Source organism: Maridesulfovibrio ferrireducens (genome assembly GCF_900101105.1).
Taxonomy (GTDB): Bacteria; Desulfobacterota; Desulfovibrionia; order Desulfovibrionales; family Desulfovibrionaceae; genus Maridesulfovibrio; species Maridesulfovibrio ferrireducens.
Genome location: NZ_FNGA01000001.1, coordinates 244348 through 266339 on the forward strand (window position 1 = coordinate 244348; position 21992 = coordinate 266339).

The following is a 21992-nucleotide window of genomic DNA, read 5'->3' on the forward strand; positions in this document are numbered from 1 at the left end:
ATTTAAGCCGTTTTGCGGCGCAGACATAGCCCTATAAGGGCAACGATAAACAGCCCGACCAGTTCCATAGAAAAACCCGCCTGCGGGTTCAGCACACATCCGGAACTACTGCCACTGCTTCCACTACTGCTACTACTCGCACCCCCGACTGTTCCGGGTACAACCGGGTCGGTAATTATGCCTAGTGCACTGTTTAAATCGTATTCTCCGTTATCTTTAACAGCATAGTTGACGGTGTAGGTACGTGCTCCCACCAGAATAGTTTTGGGGTCAATATATTGTCCGCTGTTCCCTTCGTCAGTAATCCAGAAATACCCTTCACTATCGGGATTCTTGCCCGAACTGTAGGTGAAACTTTTAGACGGCTTGTCTGGAAATAATTTAAACAGACTTACTTCTCCAGCCGCGCGCTCACCAAGGCTTGAGCTGTTAAAACAAAAATAGGCGATCTTATTGGCTGTAACTGTTGCAGTAAATTCGTAAACATTAGCTCCGAGCATACTGCCCATGGCCGGGGTCTGATGTTCATCCTTAATTTCTTTAGTGGTCTTTACTCTCTTGGCTACTGAATTCATTAGAACAGATGTTCCCGTGGGTTGAACTTCAGTTGGAGTAACTGTTTTGTCAGCGCAACCGGAAGGTTTCATTACGTTGGGAGTTTTAAATATATATGCGGCTCCAGCATTTGCCAGAGTCAACTCAGTCTTTCCACTGGAACCAATAACGTAATCATCACCGCAAATGGCTACATTTGAATAAAGTGCAGAAGAAGGCTCGGTTTCACTCTCTCCTATTTTTTTAACAATTCCCCAAACGCCCACATCAGCCTGACTTTTAGAATAAAGGTATGCTCCGAAATTTGAAGACACAATTGCTAAATCACCAGAAATTGATACTTTTTTACCAAACTCTGCATCCTTAAAAATATACTCATCACCATTATCCTTTTGTGCTACTAACTTCTTAACAATTCCCCATTCATCTGCGCCGTCTTTATCCTTGGAATAAATGTAAGCCACTCCGGCTAATCTTTTTGCACCTATCTGATAGTCTGGAGAGCCGACTATAGCCAGATCTCCTGAAATATCTAATGATTCACCATAGCTTGACCACGATTGAACATCCACATCTCCATTATCTTTTCGTGCGATAATCTTTTTAACTATACCCCAATTATTGGGACTACCTGCATCTTTTGAATAGATATAAACAGCTCCAGCCACAGAGAGTCCGTACTCAGCATTGTCGGCACTCACAATAATTGCATTTTCGGAAACAGCAAGACTCTTAGAAAAACTCGCACCCCTTCTATAGTCAGGAGTTCCGGCTTCTGTCTGCGCTGTTATAAACTTGAGCAATTGCCAAGTGTTTGGAACCCCGGGATTAGGGATATATATGTAAGCAATTCCAGCATATACCTGACCTCCTACCGTTTGACTCTTACGCCCTATGACAAGAACATCTCCGCACACAGCAACACTGTTGCCAAAATGGCCGTTAAAAATTGCGCCATTAGTGATTCTTTGAGAAAACCCCCATTCATCAGCATGTCCTTGATCCTTGCTAAAGACATAAACTGCTCCGGACTCGTAATTTGTACCTATATTTTTTACGGGGCACGCTACCACAAGAGTATCACCGGAAAGAGCAATGCGCTCGCCAAACTTCATGCCTGATTGCAGCTCTATGTCTCCGCCAGCGTCAGCTGCGGTAATTTTTTTTATAAAACCCCAATTATTATCTCCGCCTTGGTTTTTAGAAAAAAGATACACCGCTCCAGCTTCAATAGTCGTACCGACTGTTTTGCCGTAAGCACTGATAGCAATAATATTCCCAGAGATGTCCACCTCATGCCCAAAAAATGCATCTTCTTGTGGTTCTCCAGCTCCGGCGCTTATTGCCGTTACTTTTTTAACATAAGTAACCGTTGGATCGATAGTTACGGGGTAGGCGGCATCTGAATCGTCAACAGCCCAAATCAATTTTCCATCAGCAACAGACATTGAACAAATAAGATCTTTTCCCGCAACATCCCAAGCCTTAATCCCTGCATAGCGCATGGAATCTTCACCGATAAAAACAATATCATGCCCATCTTGCTTCGGAGTCAGATTACCTGATGTAATGAAAGCAATATTTAGCAAACCTAAGCCTTTCGGTTTATCATTTAAAACCATGCCATGCTCAAGACTGGCTCCATGATTAACATACCACTCAGTCATACCTTTTCTGATAAGACTCAATTTTGTGCCGTCAGGATTAAGTGTCGGTTCGGCGGAATTTAACATCACTCCGGCCCGTCCTACTGAATGAAGCGACAGAGAAAACCAGCTGTTGCCACTTTTAAAGCGGGTGTCATATGTACTTACATTCAGACTTAAACCACCATCTATAATAGATGACGACAGAGAGTCATCAGTCTGTTGTTCAAAACGACACATCTCCTGTTTCAAATGGATTTGTATTTTAGAAGCGGCATCCTGCGGTACTTTTTCCCAGCCGGATTTTAAAGAGGACTCTACAGGAGCGATTGATTGAAAGGGCAATGCCGCCATACAGATATTTGGAAACACAAATAAGCCCAAAAGAAAGATGACGAAAGTTGTTTTCTTCAATTTTATGCTCCTGTCTTAAACAGAGTAAGAATGGTCAAAGTGTATTTTGAAAAAAGAATTGCGGCTGATCTTTTTGTTTTACATGAACGACGCTCTTTGCGCGTGCGCAGACATTTTATATAAAAACTCAGTATAATTCATCACTTTGAACAACTTACTTGTCAAAAACTTTTCACGTGAATTCACGTGAAAATACGGATATGCCTTCAATTTAATTAGTCTTTTAAAAAAAGACAAAGAAGAGCTAAATCTTTAGATATTAAGCACAACAAAAACATTTTGCCCCGGAATCTGCCTACCTGCTCAACCTTTTCCTGAAAAAATAAGTTGACATAAAAGCAAAATCACACCTATCAATGGTACGACCATTAGCGAAGAATAATATAATTTTTCGGTTAAAAACGACTTAAACAGCCTCAAAAAGAACATAAAGGTACGACCAATGAGTGAAGAAAAATCTATTAAACAACTTTTTATTCCTGTGTCCATTGGCCGGATAAGTGAAGAAGTTGTTTTACAGATTGAAGCCGCCATCTTTGATGGAAGACTTAAACCGGGCGAGCGGCTGCCCAGTGAACGGGAAATGCAAACCCAGTTCGGAACTGGCCGAGGCGTCATCCGTGAGGCTGTCAAAATTCTCAAACAGAAAGGGCTTCTTGAGGTCCGCAAGGGCGTCAAAGGCGGCGCGTATGTCAAACATCTGGAAGTATCAAATATTTCTGAATCACTGGCACTTTTTCTGAAACAGAATCAGGTGTCCCCTGAAACGCTCATTGAATTTCGTGAAAGCATGGACCGCACAATTACCACTCTGGCAATTGCCCGCTCCACCGCTGAAGAAAAAGAGGAACTGCTCAAAGAAGCTCTGCGCTTTGAAGCTATACTACGCGAACCTGAACCAGATCTGGAAGCCACTGCGGAACTAGACCGTAAGCTGAATATAATGCTGGCCTGCATGGCTGGAAACGATCTTTTTGAATGGGTGATGCGTGCGTTGCAAATGGGACTCAGTTCACACGATTTCACTTTGTATGAGAACGCTTCCTATCGTGACAAGGCTGCGACCAACTGGAGAGAGACAGCCCGTGCTGTTGCCGAAGGAGAACCGATGAAAGCTCTATCCTTCATCGGCCTGCACTATGCGCTGCTGCGTCAGTGTGTCGAAGAAATGAATGGCGATGCAGCCTCAAAGAATGCACCGTTTCTCGATGAAAATACCGAAGAAGAAAGGAGTTAACTACGTATGAAAAAATATAATTATATAATTGTCGGTGGCGGATCAGCCGGATCAGTTCTGGCCAACCGCTTGAGTGCCAATCCTAAGAATGAAGTACTCGTGCTTGAAGCCGGACTTCCCGATTACAAGATGGATTTTCGTATACACATGCCTGCAGCATTGACTTATCCGCTGGCAGGAAAGACATATAACTGGTGGTATGAATCTGATCCCGAACCACACATGAAAAACCGTCGCGTCTACCAGCCGCGCGGAAAAGTACTTGGCGGTTCCAGTTGTATTAATGGTATGATCCACATTCACGGAAATGCAATGGATTACGAAAAGTGGTCTAAAGAAGACGGCCTTGAAGACTGGTCTTACTCACATTGCCTGCCCTACTTCAAAAGATTTGAATGCCGGATGGCCGGAGCTACAGAATATCAAGGCGCTGTCGGCCCTGTTTACCTGACCACTCCCGAATGCGACAATCCACTCTTTGACGCTTTCTTCAGTGCAGTGCAGGAAGCTGGCTACCCTCTCACCGATGATGTGAACGGATATCAGCAGGAAGGGTTCGGTAAATTTGACCGCACCACCTATAAAGGACGTCGCTGGAATGCAGCCCGTGCTTACATTCATCCGGTTAAGAGCCGCAAAAACCTCACTGTAAAGTGCGGGGCCATGGCAACACGCATACTTTTCGAAGGTAAACGCGCTGTTGGTGTTGAGTATGAAAAAGGCAAAAAAACTATAAAAGCTTATGCCAAGGAAGTAATTTCCTGTGGTGGTTCAATCAACTCTCCTCAGTTACTTCAGCTTTCCGGTATCGGTAACGCAAAAGAACTTTCAGCTCTGGGCATTAATGTTGTTCATGATCTTCCCGGCGTTGGTGAAAACCTGCAGGATCATCTTGAACTATATGTACAGTATGCCTGCAAAAAACCAGTCAGCATGTACCCATGCCTACAATGGTACAATCAGCCTAAGATCGGTCTGGAATGGCTGCTTAAAGGAACTGGCGACGCTGCCACTAACCACTTTGAAGCTGGCGGTTTCATCCGCAGTAATGATGAAGTGGAATACCCCAACTTGCAGTATCATTTCCTCCCTATAGCAATCCGTTACGATGGATCAGCTCCAAACGAAGGGCATGGTTATCAGGTTCACGTAGGCCCTATGAACACAGATGTTCGCGGTCACGTGAAAATTAAATCCAAAGATCCTAAAGAATACCCAAGCATTTTGTTCAATTATCTCTCCACAGAGAATGAACGTAAAGAATGGGTTCAGGCAATACGCAAAACCCGTGAGATCATGACCCAGCCCGCATTCGACGAATATCGCGGCAAAGAATTATCTCCCGGTGAGCAAGCTCAGACCGACGAAGAGATTCTCGATTACGTTGCCACCGAAGGTGAATCTGCCTACCACCCAAGTTGCACATGTGCCATGGGAACCCATGACATGGCAGTTACGGATTCGCAGTTACGAGTCCACGGTGTAGAGGGACTTCGCGTTGTTGACGCCTCGGTCATGCCTTACGTGACCAACGGCAACATCTACGCACCGGTTATGATGATTGCTGAAAAAGCGGCAGACATTATTCTCGGGAACACCCCGCTGCCTACGGAAGACGCTCCTTACTACAAACACAGTAAATAAATATCATTTAAAGCTCTCCTGCATAGCGGGGGAGCTTTTTTGTGAGGTCATTATGATACAGGGAAAAATGTTCATCAACGGCGAATGGGTTTCGGCTCTTTCTGGTGCTGAGCGTAAAATTATAAATCCTTTTGACAGTTCTGTAATTGCCGTAGTTGCCGAAGGCGGACGGAAAGACTCAGCACTGGCAATCACCGCAGCAAGGCAGGCTTTTGACTCCGGCGAATGGAGCAAAACTCCGGCCTCTGAACGTGGCAGAATGATCTTCAAACTCGCTGATCTTATCGAACGTGATCGCGAAGAACTTGCCCGTCTTGAAAGTCTGGATACTGGTAAAACAGTTGAAGAAAGCCGCTGGGACATGGACGATATCGCAGGAATTTTCCGCTATTATGCGGGTCTTGCCGACAAAGATGGCGGCGAAGTTATAGCCTCCCCCGTACAGAACTCCACAAGCATAGTTGTCCGCGAACCTGTCGGTGTATGCGGCCAGATTTCCCCATGGAACTATCCTTTACTACAAGCCGCATGGAAGATGGCTCCAGCCCTTGCCGCCGGAAATACCATCGTGATGAAGCCCAGCGAGATAACCCCGCTGACTGCAATCAAAGTTACCGAACTTGCTGAAGAAGTCGGGTTCCCAAAAGGAGTAGTCAACCTTGTTCTTGGAGCCGGAGCCGAAGTCGGAGCCGAACTTGCCGAAAGCGTTGACGTAGACCTAATTTCTTTCACCGGCGGAATTGCAACAGGCAAAACCATCATGCGTGCAGCAGCCGGTAATGTAAAAAAAGTAGCCCTTGAACTGGGTGGCAAGAATCCCAATATTATTTTTGACGATGCCGACTTTAATGTAGCGGTTGATTACGCTCTCAATGCGGTGTTTTTCCATGCCGGACAGATCTGTTCCGCAGGAGCACGGCTTATGGTACAAGACGGTATTCATGATCGCTTTGTGGAAGAGTTACGCAAAAGAATTGAAGCTATTGTAGTAGGTAACGGCTTTGATAAAGGAACCCAGATGGGACCGCTGATTTCCGCTGAACACCTGTCGAAGGTGGAAAAATATGTGGAAATGGCCCCTTCCGAGGGAGCAAAGCTGCTTACCGGTGGGAAAAGACCTTCTGACCCGGCGTTAAAGGACGGTTTTTTCTTTGAACCCACTTTACTAACTGAATGCACGAACGAAATGAAGATCGTGCAGGAAGAAGTCTTCGGCCCCGTAATAACTGTAGAACGTTTTCATACTGAAGAAGAAGTTGTTCGCTGGGCCAACGACACAGTTTACGGCCTTTCCGCCGGATTCTGGACCCGTGACCCGGACCGTATTGAAAGGGTTTCCAAAGCTCTGAGATTCGGAACTGTTTGGATAAATGACTTCAATGTGTACTTTGTACAAGCCCCTTGGGGCGGTTACAAACAATCCGGAATGGGCCGTGAACTCGGTCACATCGGGCTGGAGGAATACACAGAGGTAAAGCATATATTTAGAAATCATGCCCCGGAACCATTTAATTGGTTCGGCACTTCCTCTTGATAGAAAGTGCTTTGTGAGAACTTAAACCTTCAACTCAGGAGTTATGATGTTAACCCACTCTAAGCGGGTTCTTTTTGTTTTAGTTTTAGTTGTTTCACTTTTCAGCTTTTCTGCCTTTGCACAGGCTTCCTCTAAAATCACCCTCGCCAGTGTTGGTTGGACAGGCGTAACCATCAAGACTGACATTGCCGTCTCCGTACTTAACAGTCTGGGCTATGACGCCGAAAATCTAATGGTTTCCGTCCCCATCGCCTACAAAGCGATGTCTACCTCCGATGCCGATGCCTTCTTAGGTAACTGGATGCCCTCCATGGCCTCTATTGCCGATAAATATTTTGAAAAAGGCACAGTACTCAAATACGCTATCAATATGGATGGAGCCAAATACACATTGGCAACCCCTACTTTCTGCGCTGATGCAGGATTGAAAGATTTCAAAGATATCGTAAAATTCGGTGACAAGCTTGACTGGAAAATTTATGGAATCGAAGCCGGAAATGACGGTAACCAAGTCATTCAGAACATGATTGACAAGAACATGTTCGGCATGGGTAAATTCACTCTTGTTCCCTCCAGTGAAGCCGCAATGCTTGCTCAGGTGCAGGGCATGGCAAGAGAAGGCAAATGGTCGATTTTCCTTGGCTGGGCTCCTCACAGCATGAACGAATATATCGACATGACTTATCTCACCGGAAGCACAGATGAAACTTTTGGCGGCAATGACGGTACCGCAACTATCTGGACCAACATCCGCTCCGGGCTTGTCAAAGATGAACCCAACGTAGCCAGACTACTCAAGAATATGACCTTTTCCGTTTCCATGATAAATCAGATCATGATCACGGTGGAAAAAGACGACTCTTTGTCTCTTGGACAAGCCGGCTTGAACTGGGTAAAAAAACACCCTGAAGTTTATAAAAAATGGCTTGAAGGAGTCACTACTATAGACGGAAAGTCCGCAGTAAACGCATTTGAAGCATCCCTGAAGAAACAATAGAATAGCTCTTTAAACAAAGCTCCACAGTATGTTAAATGCTGTGGAGTTTTGTCATTTCTGGTAAAACCACTTAAAACTGATACTAATTTGGTACTTCATTTTAACTCTGAAGAATGGACTACGGAGGGCAGTGATCAGCCCCTTCTGATTAGGCGCAAAATAAAGATCAAAACTAGCGCTCCGACTGTCGCGACGATTATCGCCCCAAGGAGCCCATTAGCGCCTATGCCAAGGAATCCAAAAAGGAAACCACCAATCACCGCCCCTAGGATACCTACAATAATATCCCCGATGATACCAAAGCCACCACCCTTCACAAGCACTCCGGCTAACCAACCCGCGACCAGACCTACCAAGACGAAAACGATTATTCCACTCATTAAAAACCTCCCATAAGTTAATTTTTATGACTATTAAATCCATAGCAGGCTTTCGGGGAACAATCAAAATTATTTGAAACTATGTTGGTACGTTGAGTACGAACTTCATAATCTCTGCGAATAATATCTAGAATGGTCGGAATATAAAGACGAAGAAAATGGATAATTTTAGCTATAGATTTTGTTACTACTCAACTATTGTGGTTTAATTACCTGTCCAGAAAGTGTAGCAAGATCGCTTGCTTACCATTCCCAAATCACATACTAATTATTAATCAATTACTTTTTTTGGGGACCATATGGGGACGGAGCTAAAAAAAGTGAAATCTTTCTTTACAACGTCAGAACCCTGAAACTCGACATGGGCCTTAATAAAACTGATATATTGTATTATACAAATGTTTTAACTAGCACCTTTTTTAAGCGGTAAAGATAACAATGAAGCCAATTGCGATTCATAACCTGTTCCCGGATGTCGACCCATCCTCAATTCCCTTCCTCTCCATCCTCGATCAGTTTTACGCGGGAGTGGTAATTGCGGACGCTGCGGGCAAGATTCTCTACTACAACGATGCCCAGGGATGTATCGACAATCTTGATCCGAACAAGGTGATCGGAAGAATGGTCACTGATTTATACCGCGTGGATGACGACGATACCCCCATCATCAATTGCATGGAATCCGGCAAACCCCTGAAAAATCATGCCTGCTATTACCGCACCTGGCTGGGAAAAATTGTCAACTCCATACACAATGTTTATCCCTTGTACTCCCATGAAAAACTGCTCGGAGCGATCTGTTTCGTGAGTGATTACAGCATCACCCGGCAGACCTTAGAAACCATTTCCCAACCCTATGCAAGCCGCGAAATAAAGACCTTCAAAATTCCAACAACTCCCGCCAAAAGTAGCGACAAGGGAAACGGAACCCGATTTTCGTTCAAAGATATCATCGGGGAATCCCCGGAATTAGTTAAAGCGGTAGAATCTGCCCGCATGGCCTCGGATTCGCCTTCCTCCATCATGCTCCATGGAGAAACCGGGACCGGGAAAGAACTTATGGCCCAGTCCATCCACAACACAAGCGCTCGGAAGGACAAGTCTTTCATTGCTATCAACTGCGCAGCAATTCCCGAACACCTGCTGGAAGGAATCCTGTTCGGAACCGCCAAAGGAGCCTTCACCGGAGCCTTAGACAAACAGGGGCTTTTCGAGCGGGCTGATGGCGGGACGCTGTTTCTCGACGAGATAAACTCCATGTCCATTGGCCTGCAGTCCAAGCTGCTGCGGGTTATCCAAGAACGCAAAGTTCGGCGTGTCGGCTCCTTGAAAGAGACTGATATGGATATCAGAATAATCAGTTCGGTGAACGAGGATCCCCACCAGGCCGCAGAAAGGGGGGCCCTTCGATACGATCTGCTCTACCGTCTGGGCGTCCTGATCATTCGGATTCCACCACTCCGGGAACGAATATGGGACTTGGAGAAACTGGTTCGCCATTTTCTCCATAAACACAGCACCCGTCTGGGCAAAAAGATTAACGCCATCTCGGCCGATGTGATGGAATTGTTTCACAATCACCACTGGATCGGCAATGTCCGGGAGCTGGAACATGTTATTGAAGGGGCCGTAAACTTGGTCTCGGATGGTGAAGCCATCAAAATTAGACATTTGCCGGATCACATCAACAAAACGACCGCTTCGTTGCCTAACGCATCCCGAACTCCCTCTCGTCTGACAGAAAAGGGGACTGCATTTTCAGCAGACCCGTTCAACGTTATCTTTCCAACGGATCACCAAGCACCTGCTACGACCGTATCCCCTCAGGGAAAATCTCTGGCGAAAATTCAGGCCGAAAACGAGAGCCGGACGATCCGAGAGATGCTGAAATTTTTTCAGGGCAATGTTTCAAAAGCCGCTAGAAAGCTGGATGTTTCTCCCCAGCTGCTCAATTACAAGATGAAAAAACACAACATCCATCGAAAAGATTTTCTCCTATAAAAATCACGGTTCCCGCTCAAGGACGCTTTATTTTTTTTCAGCCCCCTTCACGGGCGCAAACGTTTTAAAATGAGGTTTTGTCTTTTTAAAGCTGCACTTTAAAAAGACAAAACCTCATTTTAAATATCACTCCCCTATCTTATCCGTCCACTTTCACTAGTCATACCAATTTAATTTATCTTTTCAGCATGTTGAACAGTTTTACGCTGTGTGTTTTCGTAAATGGCATATCCATTGCTTTATTAGAAAGAATCAGAATTTGATGAGCAAGCTTCCCATGAAATTTCAGTGGGGGAATTGCAAGCAAGAGGAGTGTGCTGTTTTGAAGTGAAGCCTGAAACGTTTCACGGAGGAAGGGAAACATTTTAAACCTTAATCAAGGAGAGATCGTCATGGGAAAAAAAATGAAATTGGGATTGCACACCTATACCCTTCATCTTTGGGGACTCGGCCAGAACTGGGGCGTGGTAGCGGATCCTCGTCCCAAAGAAATGAACCTGATCCAGCTGATGGACAAGGGCGTTGAATGGGGTCTTGACGGGCTTCATATTACGGGTTGCGACCTGGAAACCAAGGACGATCAGCGTCTGAAGGAAGTAAAGGAAGCCGCCGAGGCCCGGGGCCTCTACCTGGAATACAACTTCTCCCTGGATGAAGAGTTCGACTCCCGGTTGACCGACAGTGTGAAGGAAGGCATCCACATCGCGGAGAAGATCGGTGCTAACCTAGGCAAGATCAGCCTGGACATCCGCCGCCCCACTCCGCTTTATGGCAGCTGTTTTCACCCAGAGGTCATGAGACAGCTTTGCGACATCCATGATGAGGTGAAGGCGGCCCTTCCCCTACTGGAAAAAACCGGCATAAAACTGGCTCTGGAAAACCATACCGAAACCTTTGCCGATGAAGTCCTGTGGCTGATCAAAAAAATCAATCATCCTCTTGTGGGGGCATGCGTGGACACGGTGAACTCCATGGGCGTCCTTGAAAATCCGGAGACGGCTGTGGAAAAAATGGCACCTTACGCATTTTGTAACCACTTCTGCGATCATAAGCTCGATCGCGACCAGTTCGGCATTCGATTCCACGGGGTCGCACTGGGCGACGGGGATATCGACTGCTTCAAAACATACAACACCATAAGAGAAGAGTCTCCCACCGATCGTATCACCTTCGAAATCGAATGGGATATGGGCGAAGACACCATTGAGGTTGCCCGGGTAAAACAGATGGATGCTTGCATCAGAAGCATCAAATATGCCCGTGAAGTTCTCAAGATAGGGATGTAAGAGAATCAAAATACCGCCTCCGGAAGCCCATGTGCACGGAGGCGGAAAAGCTCCTTTTCTAGGTCTCAAGACTTGCACCTTGTGCAACAACAGTATACGCAATGCTGCATCCCATGACACCCATAACTCATCTTGCAGCCTCTATGAACAAACCCATCCCCCCCCATTTCCCCAAGCTAGCGGCCCAACTCAGCACCCCCATTGCAATTGGCGAAAAAACCATTCCCAATCGGTTGTGGCTAGCTCCTATGGCCGGATTGAGCCACAGCGCCTTTCGTCAGGTTCTCGCCCACTATGGTTCCTGCGGCTTAATCTTTACAGAAATGTGCAACGCCAAGGCTGTGCCATCAGAAAACCCCAGGATATCCCCGGTATTTCGGTGGCATGAGTGGGAACTCCCAAATTTGGTCTGTCAATTGGCGGGGAGCACGCCCGAAGAATTTGTGATTGCAGCAAAGCGCGTAGAGCGCGAAGGCTTCTTTGGCGTGGACATCAACATGGGGTGCTCGGCACGGGGAATGATCAAACGCGAGGGGGGAGCTGCCCTGCTCAAGATGCCAGACAAAGCCATGGCCGTGGTGGAAGCAGTACGAAAGGCTGTATCCATTCCTGTTTTTGTCAAATTTCGCACCGGATGGTCCAAGGATATCGGCCCCGCAGTGGCTCTGGCCAAAAAGCTTGAGGCGGCAGGAGCCGATTGCCTGGTCTTCCACCCGCGTGTGGCCCCGGACAAGCGCACCCGTCCCCCTATCATTGACCACATACGCTTCATCAAGGAAGCGGTCTCCATTCCCGTCTTTGGCAATGGCAATGTAACAACCCCGCAACACTGTCAGGATATGCTGGACACGACAGGCTGCGATGGCGTGTCCGTAGGCCGTATGGCAGTGGCCCGCCCCTGGCTCTTTGCCCAATGGACAGCTGGCTACACGCCCGACGACAATATTTTTCAAGACTACATCCTGCGTCTGGCCACAGCCTTGGAACAGGAGTTCGATCCCGTCCGAAGAATCAAAAGATTTCGGATGTTCATACCCTATTTTGCAGCCAATTTCCTATTTGGTCACAGCTTACTAGCCACCTTTTCCACGGCAAAGACCATGGATGATGTCCGCCGGTTGGCTAAAGAACACATCAGGCCAGACATGCCCTTAAACCAGTCTCCCAACATGAATTTGTACAACCTCTGAGCCAAAACAAAAAAGCCCCCTTGGTGTGCACACCAAGGGGGCTTGAGATAAAAGGGAAACTTTATACGGGGAGTATTGTCTCTCTTTGGGGTCTTAGATTATTTCCGATAACCTTTACGCCTCCGCAGAACCATTCCTACCAGCGCAATCAAACACAATCCCGCCAGTTCTATAGATAAATCCGCTCGTGGATTAAGAACACAACCTGAATCTCCACTGGAGGACGATGCTCCGAGTACAACTGGATCGGTAATTTTACCTAGTTCGGTATTAATATCATATTCACCGTTGTCTTTTACTGAATAGTTCACCGTGTAGGTTTGCCCACCAGTCAGGACCATATTGGGGTCCATGTACTGACCGCTATTGGTTTCATCGGTTATCCAAAAAGAACCTTCCTCAGTGGGCAGTTTATCTGCGCTGTAAGTGAAAGTTTTGCTGGCTTTATCAGTGAATAATTTGAATAGGGCCACATTTCCGGCTCTGCGCTCGCCAAGGCTGGAACTGTTAAAGCAGAAATATGCCACCTGCCCTGATGTTACTGTAGCGTTGAATTCGTATACATTTGCACCGAGCATAGCATCCATGTTCACGGACTGATACTGTTCCTCTACCTCGGTCTTGGTGTGCACATTTTTGCAACAATTATCGATTGTTACAACAGTGCCTGAAGGCTGAGCTGTTGCGGGAACAACTATTTTATCGTGATTGTTGGTTATAGTGTATGTATATGCGGCTCCGGCTTTAGCCCGGGAAACGCCAGCCGCGTCGAGTTCATTATTCTTAGAAGCCCCCACAATTGCTATGTTTCCGGAAACAGACACCCCACAACCGAAGTTAGCTTTCTCCTGTATATCCGAATCTCCATCATCTTTTGTGGCAGTTATTTTTTTAACTATACCCCAATCGTTTGTCCCGCCTTGATCTTTGGAAAAGATATAAGCAGCTCCAACATCGGCATCAGCAGGAGAGGCGGATGCGTCCCATTCAGCAGACCCCACAATTGCTATGTCGCCAGAAATAGAGACGCTATCACCGAAATGAGCATCCTCCTGAATATCAGAATCGCCATTATCTTTTGTAGCTGTTAACTTTTTGATGCAACCCCATTTATTTAGACCGTCCTGATCCTTGGAAAATATGTATGCGGCTCCGACACTATCGCGTCCACTTAAGTCGAATTCATCTTTGTCATAATCTCCCACAAGGGCAAGGTCACCAGAAATGGAGACACTGTTACCAAAACGAAGACATGAAGCATAAGTTCCGTCATTTTTTCTGGGTTTCAGTTTTTTAGCTATGGTCCATCCATCTACAAGCTTGTTATAATATATATATGCACTACCGTCGTTCTTGGCCCCAACAATGGCTACGTCTCCGGAAACAGATACGCTGGAACCAAAGTAAGCATTAATTTTCACATCATTAATTTCAGTGCCAGATGCATCATAATATCTGGCAGTTATCTTTTTAACAAATCCCCAGCCTGTCGATGTACCTTTGGAAAAGATATAAACGGCTCCGGCATTAGACTTGAGATTGTTAGACCCGTCGGGTTCTTCGTTATACGTAGCCCCAACAATGGCTACGTCTCCGGAAACAGATACGCTGGAACCAAAGTAAGCATTAACTCGCTCATCACTAATTTCAGTGCCAAATCCATCATCTTTTGTGGCAGTTAGCTTTTTAACAAATCCCCAGCCTGTCGATGGATTCTTGGAAAATATATAAGCAGCTCCGGACCTTTCACCGATGCCTTCTGTATATGCAGCTCCCACAATTGCAACGTCTCCGGATATAGAGACGCTCTGACCAAAAAACTCAGCTGCAACCGGAGACTCAGGAGAAACAAGCTTTTGAACTAGTCCCCAAGTACCATCGCCGCCCTGATCCTTAGAAAATATATATGCGGCTCCTGCAGAATTCACATTGTCTTCATCCTTTAAGTACGCCCCCACAATGGCTACGTCTCCGGATATAGATACGCTGCAGCCAAAGTTAGCACCCGCTTCAACATCACCTACAGCTGTTAGCTTTTTAGCAATAGAAACAGTCGGGTCAATTGTAACCGGATACTTGGCTTTGCTGTCATCCACAGACCAGACGAGCGCGCCATTTTTTACAGACATGGAACATACAAGCTCTGTGCCTGCGCTATCCCAAGATTTGATACCTGCGTAGTTCAGGGTTTTGCCGCCTACGAAGGAAATATCTTTGCCATTCTGCTTAGGAGTAAGATTACCAGATGTGGCAAAATAAAATTCTAACTGCCCATTACCTGCAGGTTTCTCATTCAAAACAAGGCCGTGCTCAAGATTGCGACCGTGGTTGATGTACCATTCGGTCAACCCTTTGCGCTCGAGGCTGAGTTTTGCGCCCTCGGTATTCATGGTTGGCGTGGTGGCTTTTTTCATAGCGCCAGTACGCCCGAAAGATTTTAGGGAAAGTGCAAACCAATTATCACCGCTCTTGAAGCGGGTAGCTGTTGTGTCTGCGCTGAGTTGTAGCTGTCCATCTACAGTGGAGGCTACTGCGGGCGCGCCATCATTTTTTACGAACTTGCACATTTCATCATGCAAATTCTGCTGAATCTTAGAGGCGGTATCTTCCGGAACGCTGTCCCAGCTAGCCATGCTTACAGTGGGGAAAAGTAGAAAGCAGAAGAGAACAACTGGAAATAAATATTTCTTAGGTTTAAAATCATCAAAGTACCTATTGTACTGACTTGATGAACACTTTTTACGACGAAACAGGCGCAAAAATACACCCGCTAGCGCCACTAAGAACAACCCTGCCAGCTCGATAGAGAAGCCCGCCTGCGGATTCATTACACAACCGGAAGAATCGGAAGAAGTTGTTCCAGGCACAACGGGGTCGGTAATTTTTCCTAATGTATCGTTAATATCATATTCGCCGTTGTCTTTTACTGAATAGTTTACCGTGTAAGACTGGCCACCAGTCAGGACCATATTGGGGTCCATGTACTGGCCGCTGTTGGCCTCATCGGTTATCCAGAAACGCCCTTCTTCGGTGGGCATTTTATCAGCGCTGTAAGTGAATGTTTTACTGGCTTTGTCAGTGAAAAGTTTGAAAAGAGCCACATCTCCGGCCCTGCGTTCGCCGAGGCTGGTACTGTTGAAGCAGAAATATGCGACCTGCCCCGAAGTTACCGTGGCGTTGAATGCGTACACATTTGCGCCGAGCATGGAATCCATGTTTACGGACTGATATTGAGCCGTCACCTCGGCCTTGGTTTGTACTTTTTTGTTAGCACTATCTATCGTTACGACAGTACCAGAGGGTTGATTTTCTACAGGAATTACAGGGTTATCGTTTACTATAACATTATAGACATACGCGGCTCCGACGTTAGCCTTGGTAGATTCGACCTTACCATAAGCTCCCACAATCGCATGTTCGCCGGAAAGAGATACATTCCAACCGAAGAAAGCACTCGCTTCAATATCACTAGTACCGTCTGTTTTTTCAGCAGTAATTTTTTCAATTATGCCCCAATTGCCATTCCCGCCCTGATCCTTAGAAAATATATAGGCAGCTCCGGACTTTAAGCCAGGTTCATCCTTCCGGTAAGCCGACACAAGGGCAACATCGCCGAAAAGAGATACGCTATAACCAAATCTAGCATCAGCTTCACCATCATCCGTGCCATCATCTTTTTTGGCAGTAAGCTTTTTCACTATACCCCATTTATCGGCCCCGCCTTGATCTTTAGAAAAAATATAAGCGGAACCATTGAGAGTAGCATCATTGCCATATGCCCCCACAAGGACAAGATCACCAGAAACAGATACACTATGCCCGAAAGAGCCTTTTACCTCAGTGTCATCAGCATCAGCTTCGGTTCTGGCTGTAATCTTTTTAACTATACCCCAATTACTGACCCCGCCCTGATCTTTAAAAAATATATAACCGGCTCCGGCATCAGCCTTACCTGATTCGTCCTTATTCCTAGCTCCCACAAGGGCAATATCTCCAGAAATAGAAACATTGCTTCCGAATTCAGCGTCAGTTTCAGTGTCATCTGCATCCGCATCGGTTCTGGCTGTAATCTTTTTCACCATGCCCCAATTACTAGTACCGCCCTGATCCTTGGAAAATATATAGGCAGCTCCGACCCTATTAAGATCACCAAAAATTTTATCCTTCAAATAAGCCCCTACAAGAACGATATCTCCAGAAATAGAAACCCTATCCCCGAATGCCGCACCCGCGTCAGCATCAGCTCCGGCAGTAATTTTTTTGACTATGCCCCAGTTATCAACTCCGCCTTGATCCTTGGAAAAAATATACGCGGAACCTGAATCAGCCGGATCGTCATCTCCAGGAGCCCCCACAATTACATTGTCGCCGGAAACAGAGACGCTTTTACCGAAATAATTATACGCAAGGCCATCAAAATCACCAGAGCCATCATCTTTTGTGGCAACAATCTTTTTCACTATACCCCAATTGTTCGCCCCGCCCTGATTTTTAGAAAAGATATAAGCAACTCCAACATCAGTAACGGCAAATTCGTCCTTCAGATAAGCCCCCACAATTGCAACATCGCCGGAAACAGAAACTCTATGACCAAACCTCGCACCCGCTTCGATGTCATCTCCATCAACATCGGTTCGGGCTGTTAGCTTTTTAGCAATAGAAACAGTCGGGTCAATTGTTACTGGATACTTGGCTTTGCTGTCGTCCACAGACCAGATGAGCACGCCATCTTTTACGGACATGGCACAAACAAGCTCTGTGCCTGCGCTATCCCATGATTTGATACCTGCGTAGTTCAGCGTTTTGCCGCCTACGAAGGAAATATCTTTGCCGTTCTGCTTAGGAGTAAGGTTACCGGATGTGGCAAAAGAAAATTCTAACTGTCCATTACCTACGGGCTTCTCAGTTAATATAAGGCCATGCTCAAGATTGCTACCGTGGTTAATGTACCACTCGGTAACCCCTTTGCGCTCAAGGCTGAGTTTTGCGCCCTCAGTTTTAATGGTTGGCGTGGTGGCTTTTTTCATCGCACCAGCACGACCGAGAGAGTCGAGGGTAAGTGCAAACCAGCTCTTACCGCTCTTAAAGCGAGGTGCAGTTCTGTCTGCGCTGAGTTGTAGCTGTCCATCTACAGTGGAGGCTGCTGCGGGCGCGCCATCAGTTTTTACGAACTTGCACATTTCGTCATGCAAATTCTGCTGAATCTTAAAAGCGGTATCTTCCGGAACCTTGTCCCAGCTAGCCATGCTCACAGTGGGTAAAAGTAGAAAGCAGAGTAGTAGCAGCAAAAATTTAATTTTCATATTTTTACTCGAAAGATAAATTTTATTCATTAGGAATGATCTCCAACTTTTAATTTTACACCTAAAAACGCCGTAAAACGGCTGTCAGTGCTTTTTTCCTGCAAATTCAATAGTTTTAAGTAAAAAAATGTAAGAAACGAGTTCTTATTAACACTTAAAAACAGTCGTGTATGTACGGTAAAACACATACAAATGGCACTTTTTTCAAAAAACTTTTCGGAGTTGAAAAAAAGAGATGAGGGTTGTATGTACCAGCCATCAGATTTATTTTAAGAATAATTTTTAGCTGTAAACACGAGAAAGCATTGGCAAAAATATACGCTCCCCCTTTGAAGGGGGTATTCATTCAAGCAATAATCTCCATTTTGGTGGCGGGAGCATTGCTAATGCTTGGCGGCTGTGAACCAACGGACGATCTTAGTCCTCGCGCTGTGCAGGGTGTTTTCGATATGCGCGATCACTCTTTGTCCGCAGGCGAAACCGTAAACCTTGACGGTGAGTGGGAGTTTTATTGGGACCAGTTGTTGACGCCGGATAATTTTATATCTGGAAGCTCTAAGCCGGAAATGACAGGTTATTTCCTCATGCACAGGGCATGGAATAAATTCAATCTGAATGGAAAACGGCTGGGCGGAACAGGCCAAGCCACCTTTCGTTTACGGTTGCTACCGAATCGACCTGCCGGAAGGATTCATCTGCGTTTATTTGATATTCACGAAGCCTACCGCTTGTGGGCGAACGGCAAACTTATAGCTCAAAGCGGTGTGCCGGGTCGATCCGCTGAAACGGAAGTTCCGGGCGGATCACTTAAGCTTGCAGAGATTGAATTTCAAAGTCGCCCTGTTGAATTGGTGCTCCAAGTCTCCAATCATCATTTCCGAATAGGAGGGGTGCCGGAACCTATCAGAATAGCACTTCCCGGTACTTTGGAAACAATCCGCGCACGGGATTGGGGGATAGCCCTGTTTTTTGCGGGCTGCATGCTGATTATGGGCATATATCATTTTGTGCTTTATCTGTTCCGTAAGCGCGATAAGGCTCCTCTTTATTTCAGTTTGTATTGTTTGCTGGTGGTCAGCTACAGCGTGACCTCAAACACCTCCCAATGGGTGGCTTCTGCTATTTTGCCGTGGTGGAATCCAGTAATCATGGAAAATTTTTCGCTGACCTGTTTTGTAATATGGGCATCCTTACTTTTCCGTTTTTTAGAGACTCTTTATCCCAATGAATTTCATCACAAACTTGTTTATTTTCTAGATGCCAAAATAGTGATCTTTTTCTTTATGATGGGTTTTGCGCCCGGAGTTCCCCTTTACTGGTTCATTGCATTATGCTTGGTGCAAATGATGATTTATGCAGGATATTACCTACATCGCCTTCTACTGTGTGTGAAACGTGGCAGAAGTGGTGCCTTGTTTTTGCTGGCAGGTTTAAGCAGTCAATTTTTTGTAGGGTTGAACGACACCCTGACCCATATGGGTATTATAAAATCCACCTATCTTGCTGAACCTGCAGTGTGTTTTTTCGTGCTGACCCAGTCTCTCGCGTTGGCACAGCGTTTTTCCGCATCATTTGATTCTGTAGAGCATCTTTCTTTAGAGCTGGAATCAAAAAATATTTCCCTATGTGGAGAAATAAAGGAACGCAATAGGCTGGAGCGTAAAGTAGTAGAAACCAGTGAAGAAGAGCGTCGTCGCATAAGCCATGAGCTGCATGATGGGTTGTGCCAGCAGCTTACCGGAGCCCGTTTACGTTCTTCTGCCTTGGCTCATAAGTTCAAAGATAGTGATGACGCGCAAACGTTGATAGATCTTGCCGATTTGTTAAAAGAATCTACAGATGATGCATACAAAACAGCACGCGGGTTATGGCCCATAGAGCATGACGCTTCTATGCCTGGCCCCTCATTGAACGATTTGTTGCGCGGTATTGCTAAGTCTACGGACATTAACGTGACTTTTGACAAACAGAGCCATTGCAAGAAGTGTTTAAATCCAAACATGACAAAGCTGTATCGTATAGCGCAAGAAGCTCTGACCAATGCGGCTAAGCATTCCAAAGCACAGAATATCCGGTTAACTCTGCATTGCCACGGCAACGGGCAGGTTAAACTTTCAGTGCAAGATGATGGGATAGGCCGTAAGGCTGCCGGAACAATGCATGGAGGCTTGGGAATGAGTATCATGGCGCACAGAGCTAAACTTATCAATGCGGAATTACGCATTGAAAACGATCCGCAGGGCGGCACTGTTGTGACTTGTGTCGCTCCCTGTTCAGTGCACGAACTTTCTAGAATAAATCAAAATGGAAATGAAAATGAATAAAACAGTCGCCCGAGTTCTGCTTATAGATGATCATCCTGCCGTCTTACAAGGGCTGCGTATTCTTCTGGAAACTCACAGTCATAAGGTTGTTGCTGAAGCGGGAAGTTATTCAGAAACGGTGAAAAGTTTAGATGTCGAGGATTATGACGTGGCTTTGCTTGATTTGACTTTACAGAATCGTAGCGGGTTGGAGCTTCTCCCAGAACTGGAAAAACGAGGTATAGCTGCGCTTGTTTACTCTATGCATGAAGAACCCAGCATTATCGATCGTGCTTTTCGTGAAGGCGCTCTCGGTTATGTCACTAAAAGGGAAGATCCCTTCATCCTTCTCGAAGCCATTGATACAATACTGCTCGGAAAACGTTTTTTAAGCGAATACTCAGCTAAAATACTTCAGGAAAAAAGCATCGGAGATCAGTCTCTGGAAGAATTATTAAGTGACCGGGAACGGCAGATATTTGATCTAATGGGAAAGGGGCTCGGCAATGCAGAGATTGCAGAAAAATTGAAGATTAGCCCCCGCACAGTTGATACTTACTTTACACGCATGGTCAGCAAACTGGATTTTGAGAACCGACGTGATTTGCGCAAACATGCCATCTCATTGTCAGATCATGATTAAAAAAAGGTGTTGTTACCATTAAACTATTATTCATAAATAACCAGAAAAGCCCATTGCAATCGTTCCAGTTTCCCGAACATCTACACCTGAGATACGCAGAAACAACCCTAATTACGTTACGCTGCACCACAAGAACAGCATTAACACGGGCATGCTGCTGCTCTCTAGCCCAAAAAAATGGACTACGACCTACCTCAACGCCAAATCTAGACAAGAACGTTGCTAAAACTGCTATCGGATCAGCTTCTGAATATTCCGTGGCAAACTCCACAAATTCGCCCGCAAAACCATAAAACATAGCCTTATCGACAATAGGTCAAGGAAACACATTCAGTTCTTTGAGTGAACGCTTTAAGTCCGAAACTCCGCAGTAGGTAGCCCTGTTGCTTCAGCAGCAGCATAGAAATACTTGATGATTTCTTTCTTAGTAAAATCACCCTGTGATCCTGCTAAGAGTTTTCACTTTTAAAATTATCTCCCATTAACACCCATAAGTCATCGTATGTGCCAAACGTACTCTGAGTTGCTTCAAGTAAATCATGAATGGCAATTGCTAAATAAATATTAATCAAATTGAACTCAGGTCTTTCCCTTCTAAGTTCATCCAAAAAATTGATAACGACATCACTGTGACCTACTTTATTATCAATAGGACTAGCATTCTCTTCCTTTTCCTTCTGTGTCTCGACAAAATCCCGACTAAGAGCTTCATTAATTATTGAATACTCTCTCTTCATTTCTCGTCTATGGTTGAGAAAATGGACAATATCCTCAAGCACGAGAAAACCTGTACACGAATCAAAAAGGTAAACATAGCTCTCAAAACTGGTACCAAACGGGTACCTGAGGCAAAGACCAC

General features: G+C 45.6%; 13 protein-coding genes. 9 read left to right on the top strand and 4 right to left on the bottom strand.

What is annotated here, in order from left to right; all coding sequences use genetic code 11:
* Positions 1-2 precede the first annotated feature (2 nt).
* Complete coding sequence (locus BLT41_RS01025; RefSeq protein ID WP_092157390.1) at positions 3-2615, bottom strand: FG-GAP repeat protein; 2613 nt, start codon at positions 2613-2615, stop codon at positions 3-5.
* A 442-nt stretch (positions 2616-3057) separates the two neighbouring features.
* Here BLT41_RS01025 and BLT41_RS01030 point away from each other — a divergent pair, with 442 nt between their 5' ends.
* From BLT41_RS01030 to BLT41_RS01045, 4 genes are read left to right on the top strand one after another with little or no spacing between them, the layout of a single operon-like run.
* The gene (locus BLT41_RS01030) at positions 3058-3852 is read left to right on the top strand and encodes a FadR/GntR family transcriptional regulator (protein ID WP_092157392.1); all 795 of its coding nucleotides are present in this window, start codon (positions 3058-3060) and stop codon (positions 3850-3852) included.
* A gap of 6 nt (positions 3853-3858) precedes the next feature.
* Positions 3859-5496 carry a choline dehydrogenase gene (gene betA, locus BLT41_RS01035; protein ID WP_092157394.1) on the top strand — a complete coding sequence of 546 codons (1638 nt, stop codon included), beginning with the start codon at positions 3859-3861 and terminating at the stop codon, positions 5494-5496.
* A gap of 52 nt (positions 5497-5548) precedes the next feature.
* Positions 5549-7030, top strand: coding sequence for a betaine-aldehyde dehydrogenase (gene betB / locus BLT41_RS01040; protein ID WP_092157396.1), 1482 nt, complete (start codon positions 5549-5551; stop codon positions 7028-7030).
* A 46-nt stretch (positions 7031-7076) separates the two neighbouring features.
* Complete coding sequence (locus tag BLT41_RS01045) at positions 7077-8027, top strand: glycine betaine ABC transporter substrate-binding protein (RefSeq protein ID WP_092157398.1); 951 nt, start codon at positions 7077-7079, stop codon at positions 8025-8027.
* A gap of 134 nt (positions 8028-8161) precedes the next feature.
* Here the strand turns inward: BLT41_RS01045 and BLT41_RS01050 are convergent, their stop codons facing one another.
* Positions 8162-8407: a GlsB/YeaQ/YmgE family stress response membrane protein gene (locus tag BLT41_RS01050; RefSeq protein ID WP_092157399.1), complete on the bottom strand. Its 246-nt coding sequence runs from the start codon at positions 8405-8407 to the stop codon at positions 8162-8164.
* Positions 8408-8845: 438 nt separating this feature from the next.
* Between BLT41_RS01050 and BLT41_RS01055 the strand changes: the two genes are divergently transcribed.
* The 3 genes from BLT41_RS01055 to BLT41_RS01070 all read left to right on the top strand — a co-directional run bounded on the left by BLT41_RS01055 (position 8846) and on the right by BLT41_RS01070 (position 12884).
* Positions 8846-10408 carry a sigma-54 interaction domain-containing protein gene (locus tag BLT41_RS01055; protein ID WP_092157401.1) on the top strand — a complete coding sequence of 521 codons (1563 nt, stop codon included), beginning with the start codon at positions 8846-8848 and terminating at the stop codon, positions 10406-10408.
* 392 nt (positions 10409-10800) lie between these two features.
* A complete protein-coding gene (locus BLT41_RS01065; RefSeq protein WP_092157405.1) occupies positions 10801-11694 on the top strand; it encodes a sugar phosphate isomerase/epimerase family protein in 894 nt (297 codons plus the stop codon).
* A gap of 143 nt (positions 11695-11837) precedes the next feature.
* Positions 11838-12884 (top strand): tRNA dihydrouridine synthase, encoded by a 1047-nt coding sequence (locus BLT41_RS01070; protein ID WP_092157407.1) that lies wholly within the window; start codon positions 11838-11840, stop codon positions 12882-12884.
* Positions 12885-12982: 98 nt separating this feature from the next.
* Here BLT41_RS01070 and BLT41_RS01075 read toward each other — a convergent pair whose 3' ends face one another.
* Positions 12983-18217, bottom strand: a complete 5235-nt coding sequence (locus BLT41_RS01075) for a hypothetical protein (RefSeq protein WP_092157409.1) — start codon at positions 18215-18217, stop codon at positions 12983-12985.
* 275 nt (positions 18218-18492) lie between these two features.
* Here BLT41_RS01075 and BLT41_RS01080 point away from each other — a divergent pair, with 275 nt between their 5' ends.
* Together BLT41_RS01080 and BLT41_RS01085 are read left to right on the top strand one after the other, a co-directional pair.
* Positions 18493-20511, top strand: coding sequence for a sensor histidine kinase (locus BLT41_RS01080; RefSeq protein WP_139167312.1), 2019 nt, complete (start codon positions 18493-18495; stop codon positions 20509-20511).
* Positions 20504-21133: a response regulator gene (locus BLT41_RS01085; RefSeq protein ID WP_244512165.1), complete on the top strand. Its 630-nt coding sequence runs from the start codon at positions 20504-20506 to the stop codon at positions 21131-21133. Before BLT41_RS01080 ends, BLT41_RS01085 begins: the two co-directional genes overlap by 8 nt.
* 449 nt (positions 21134-21582) lie before the next feature.
* On the opposite strand, the gene BLT41_RS01090 is transcribed toward BLT41_RS01085, so the two are convergent.
* Complete coding sequence (locus BLT41_RS01090) at positions 21583-21912, bottom strand: hypothetical protein (protein ID WP_092157415.1); 330 nt, start codon at positions 21910-21912, stop codon at positions 21583-21585.
* Positions 21913-21992: the final 80 nt, after the last annotated feature.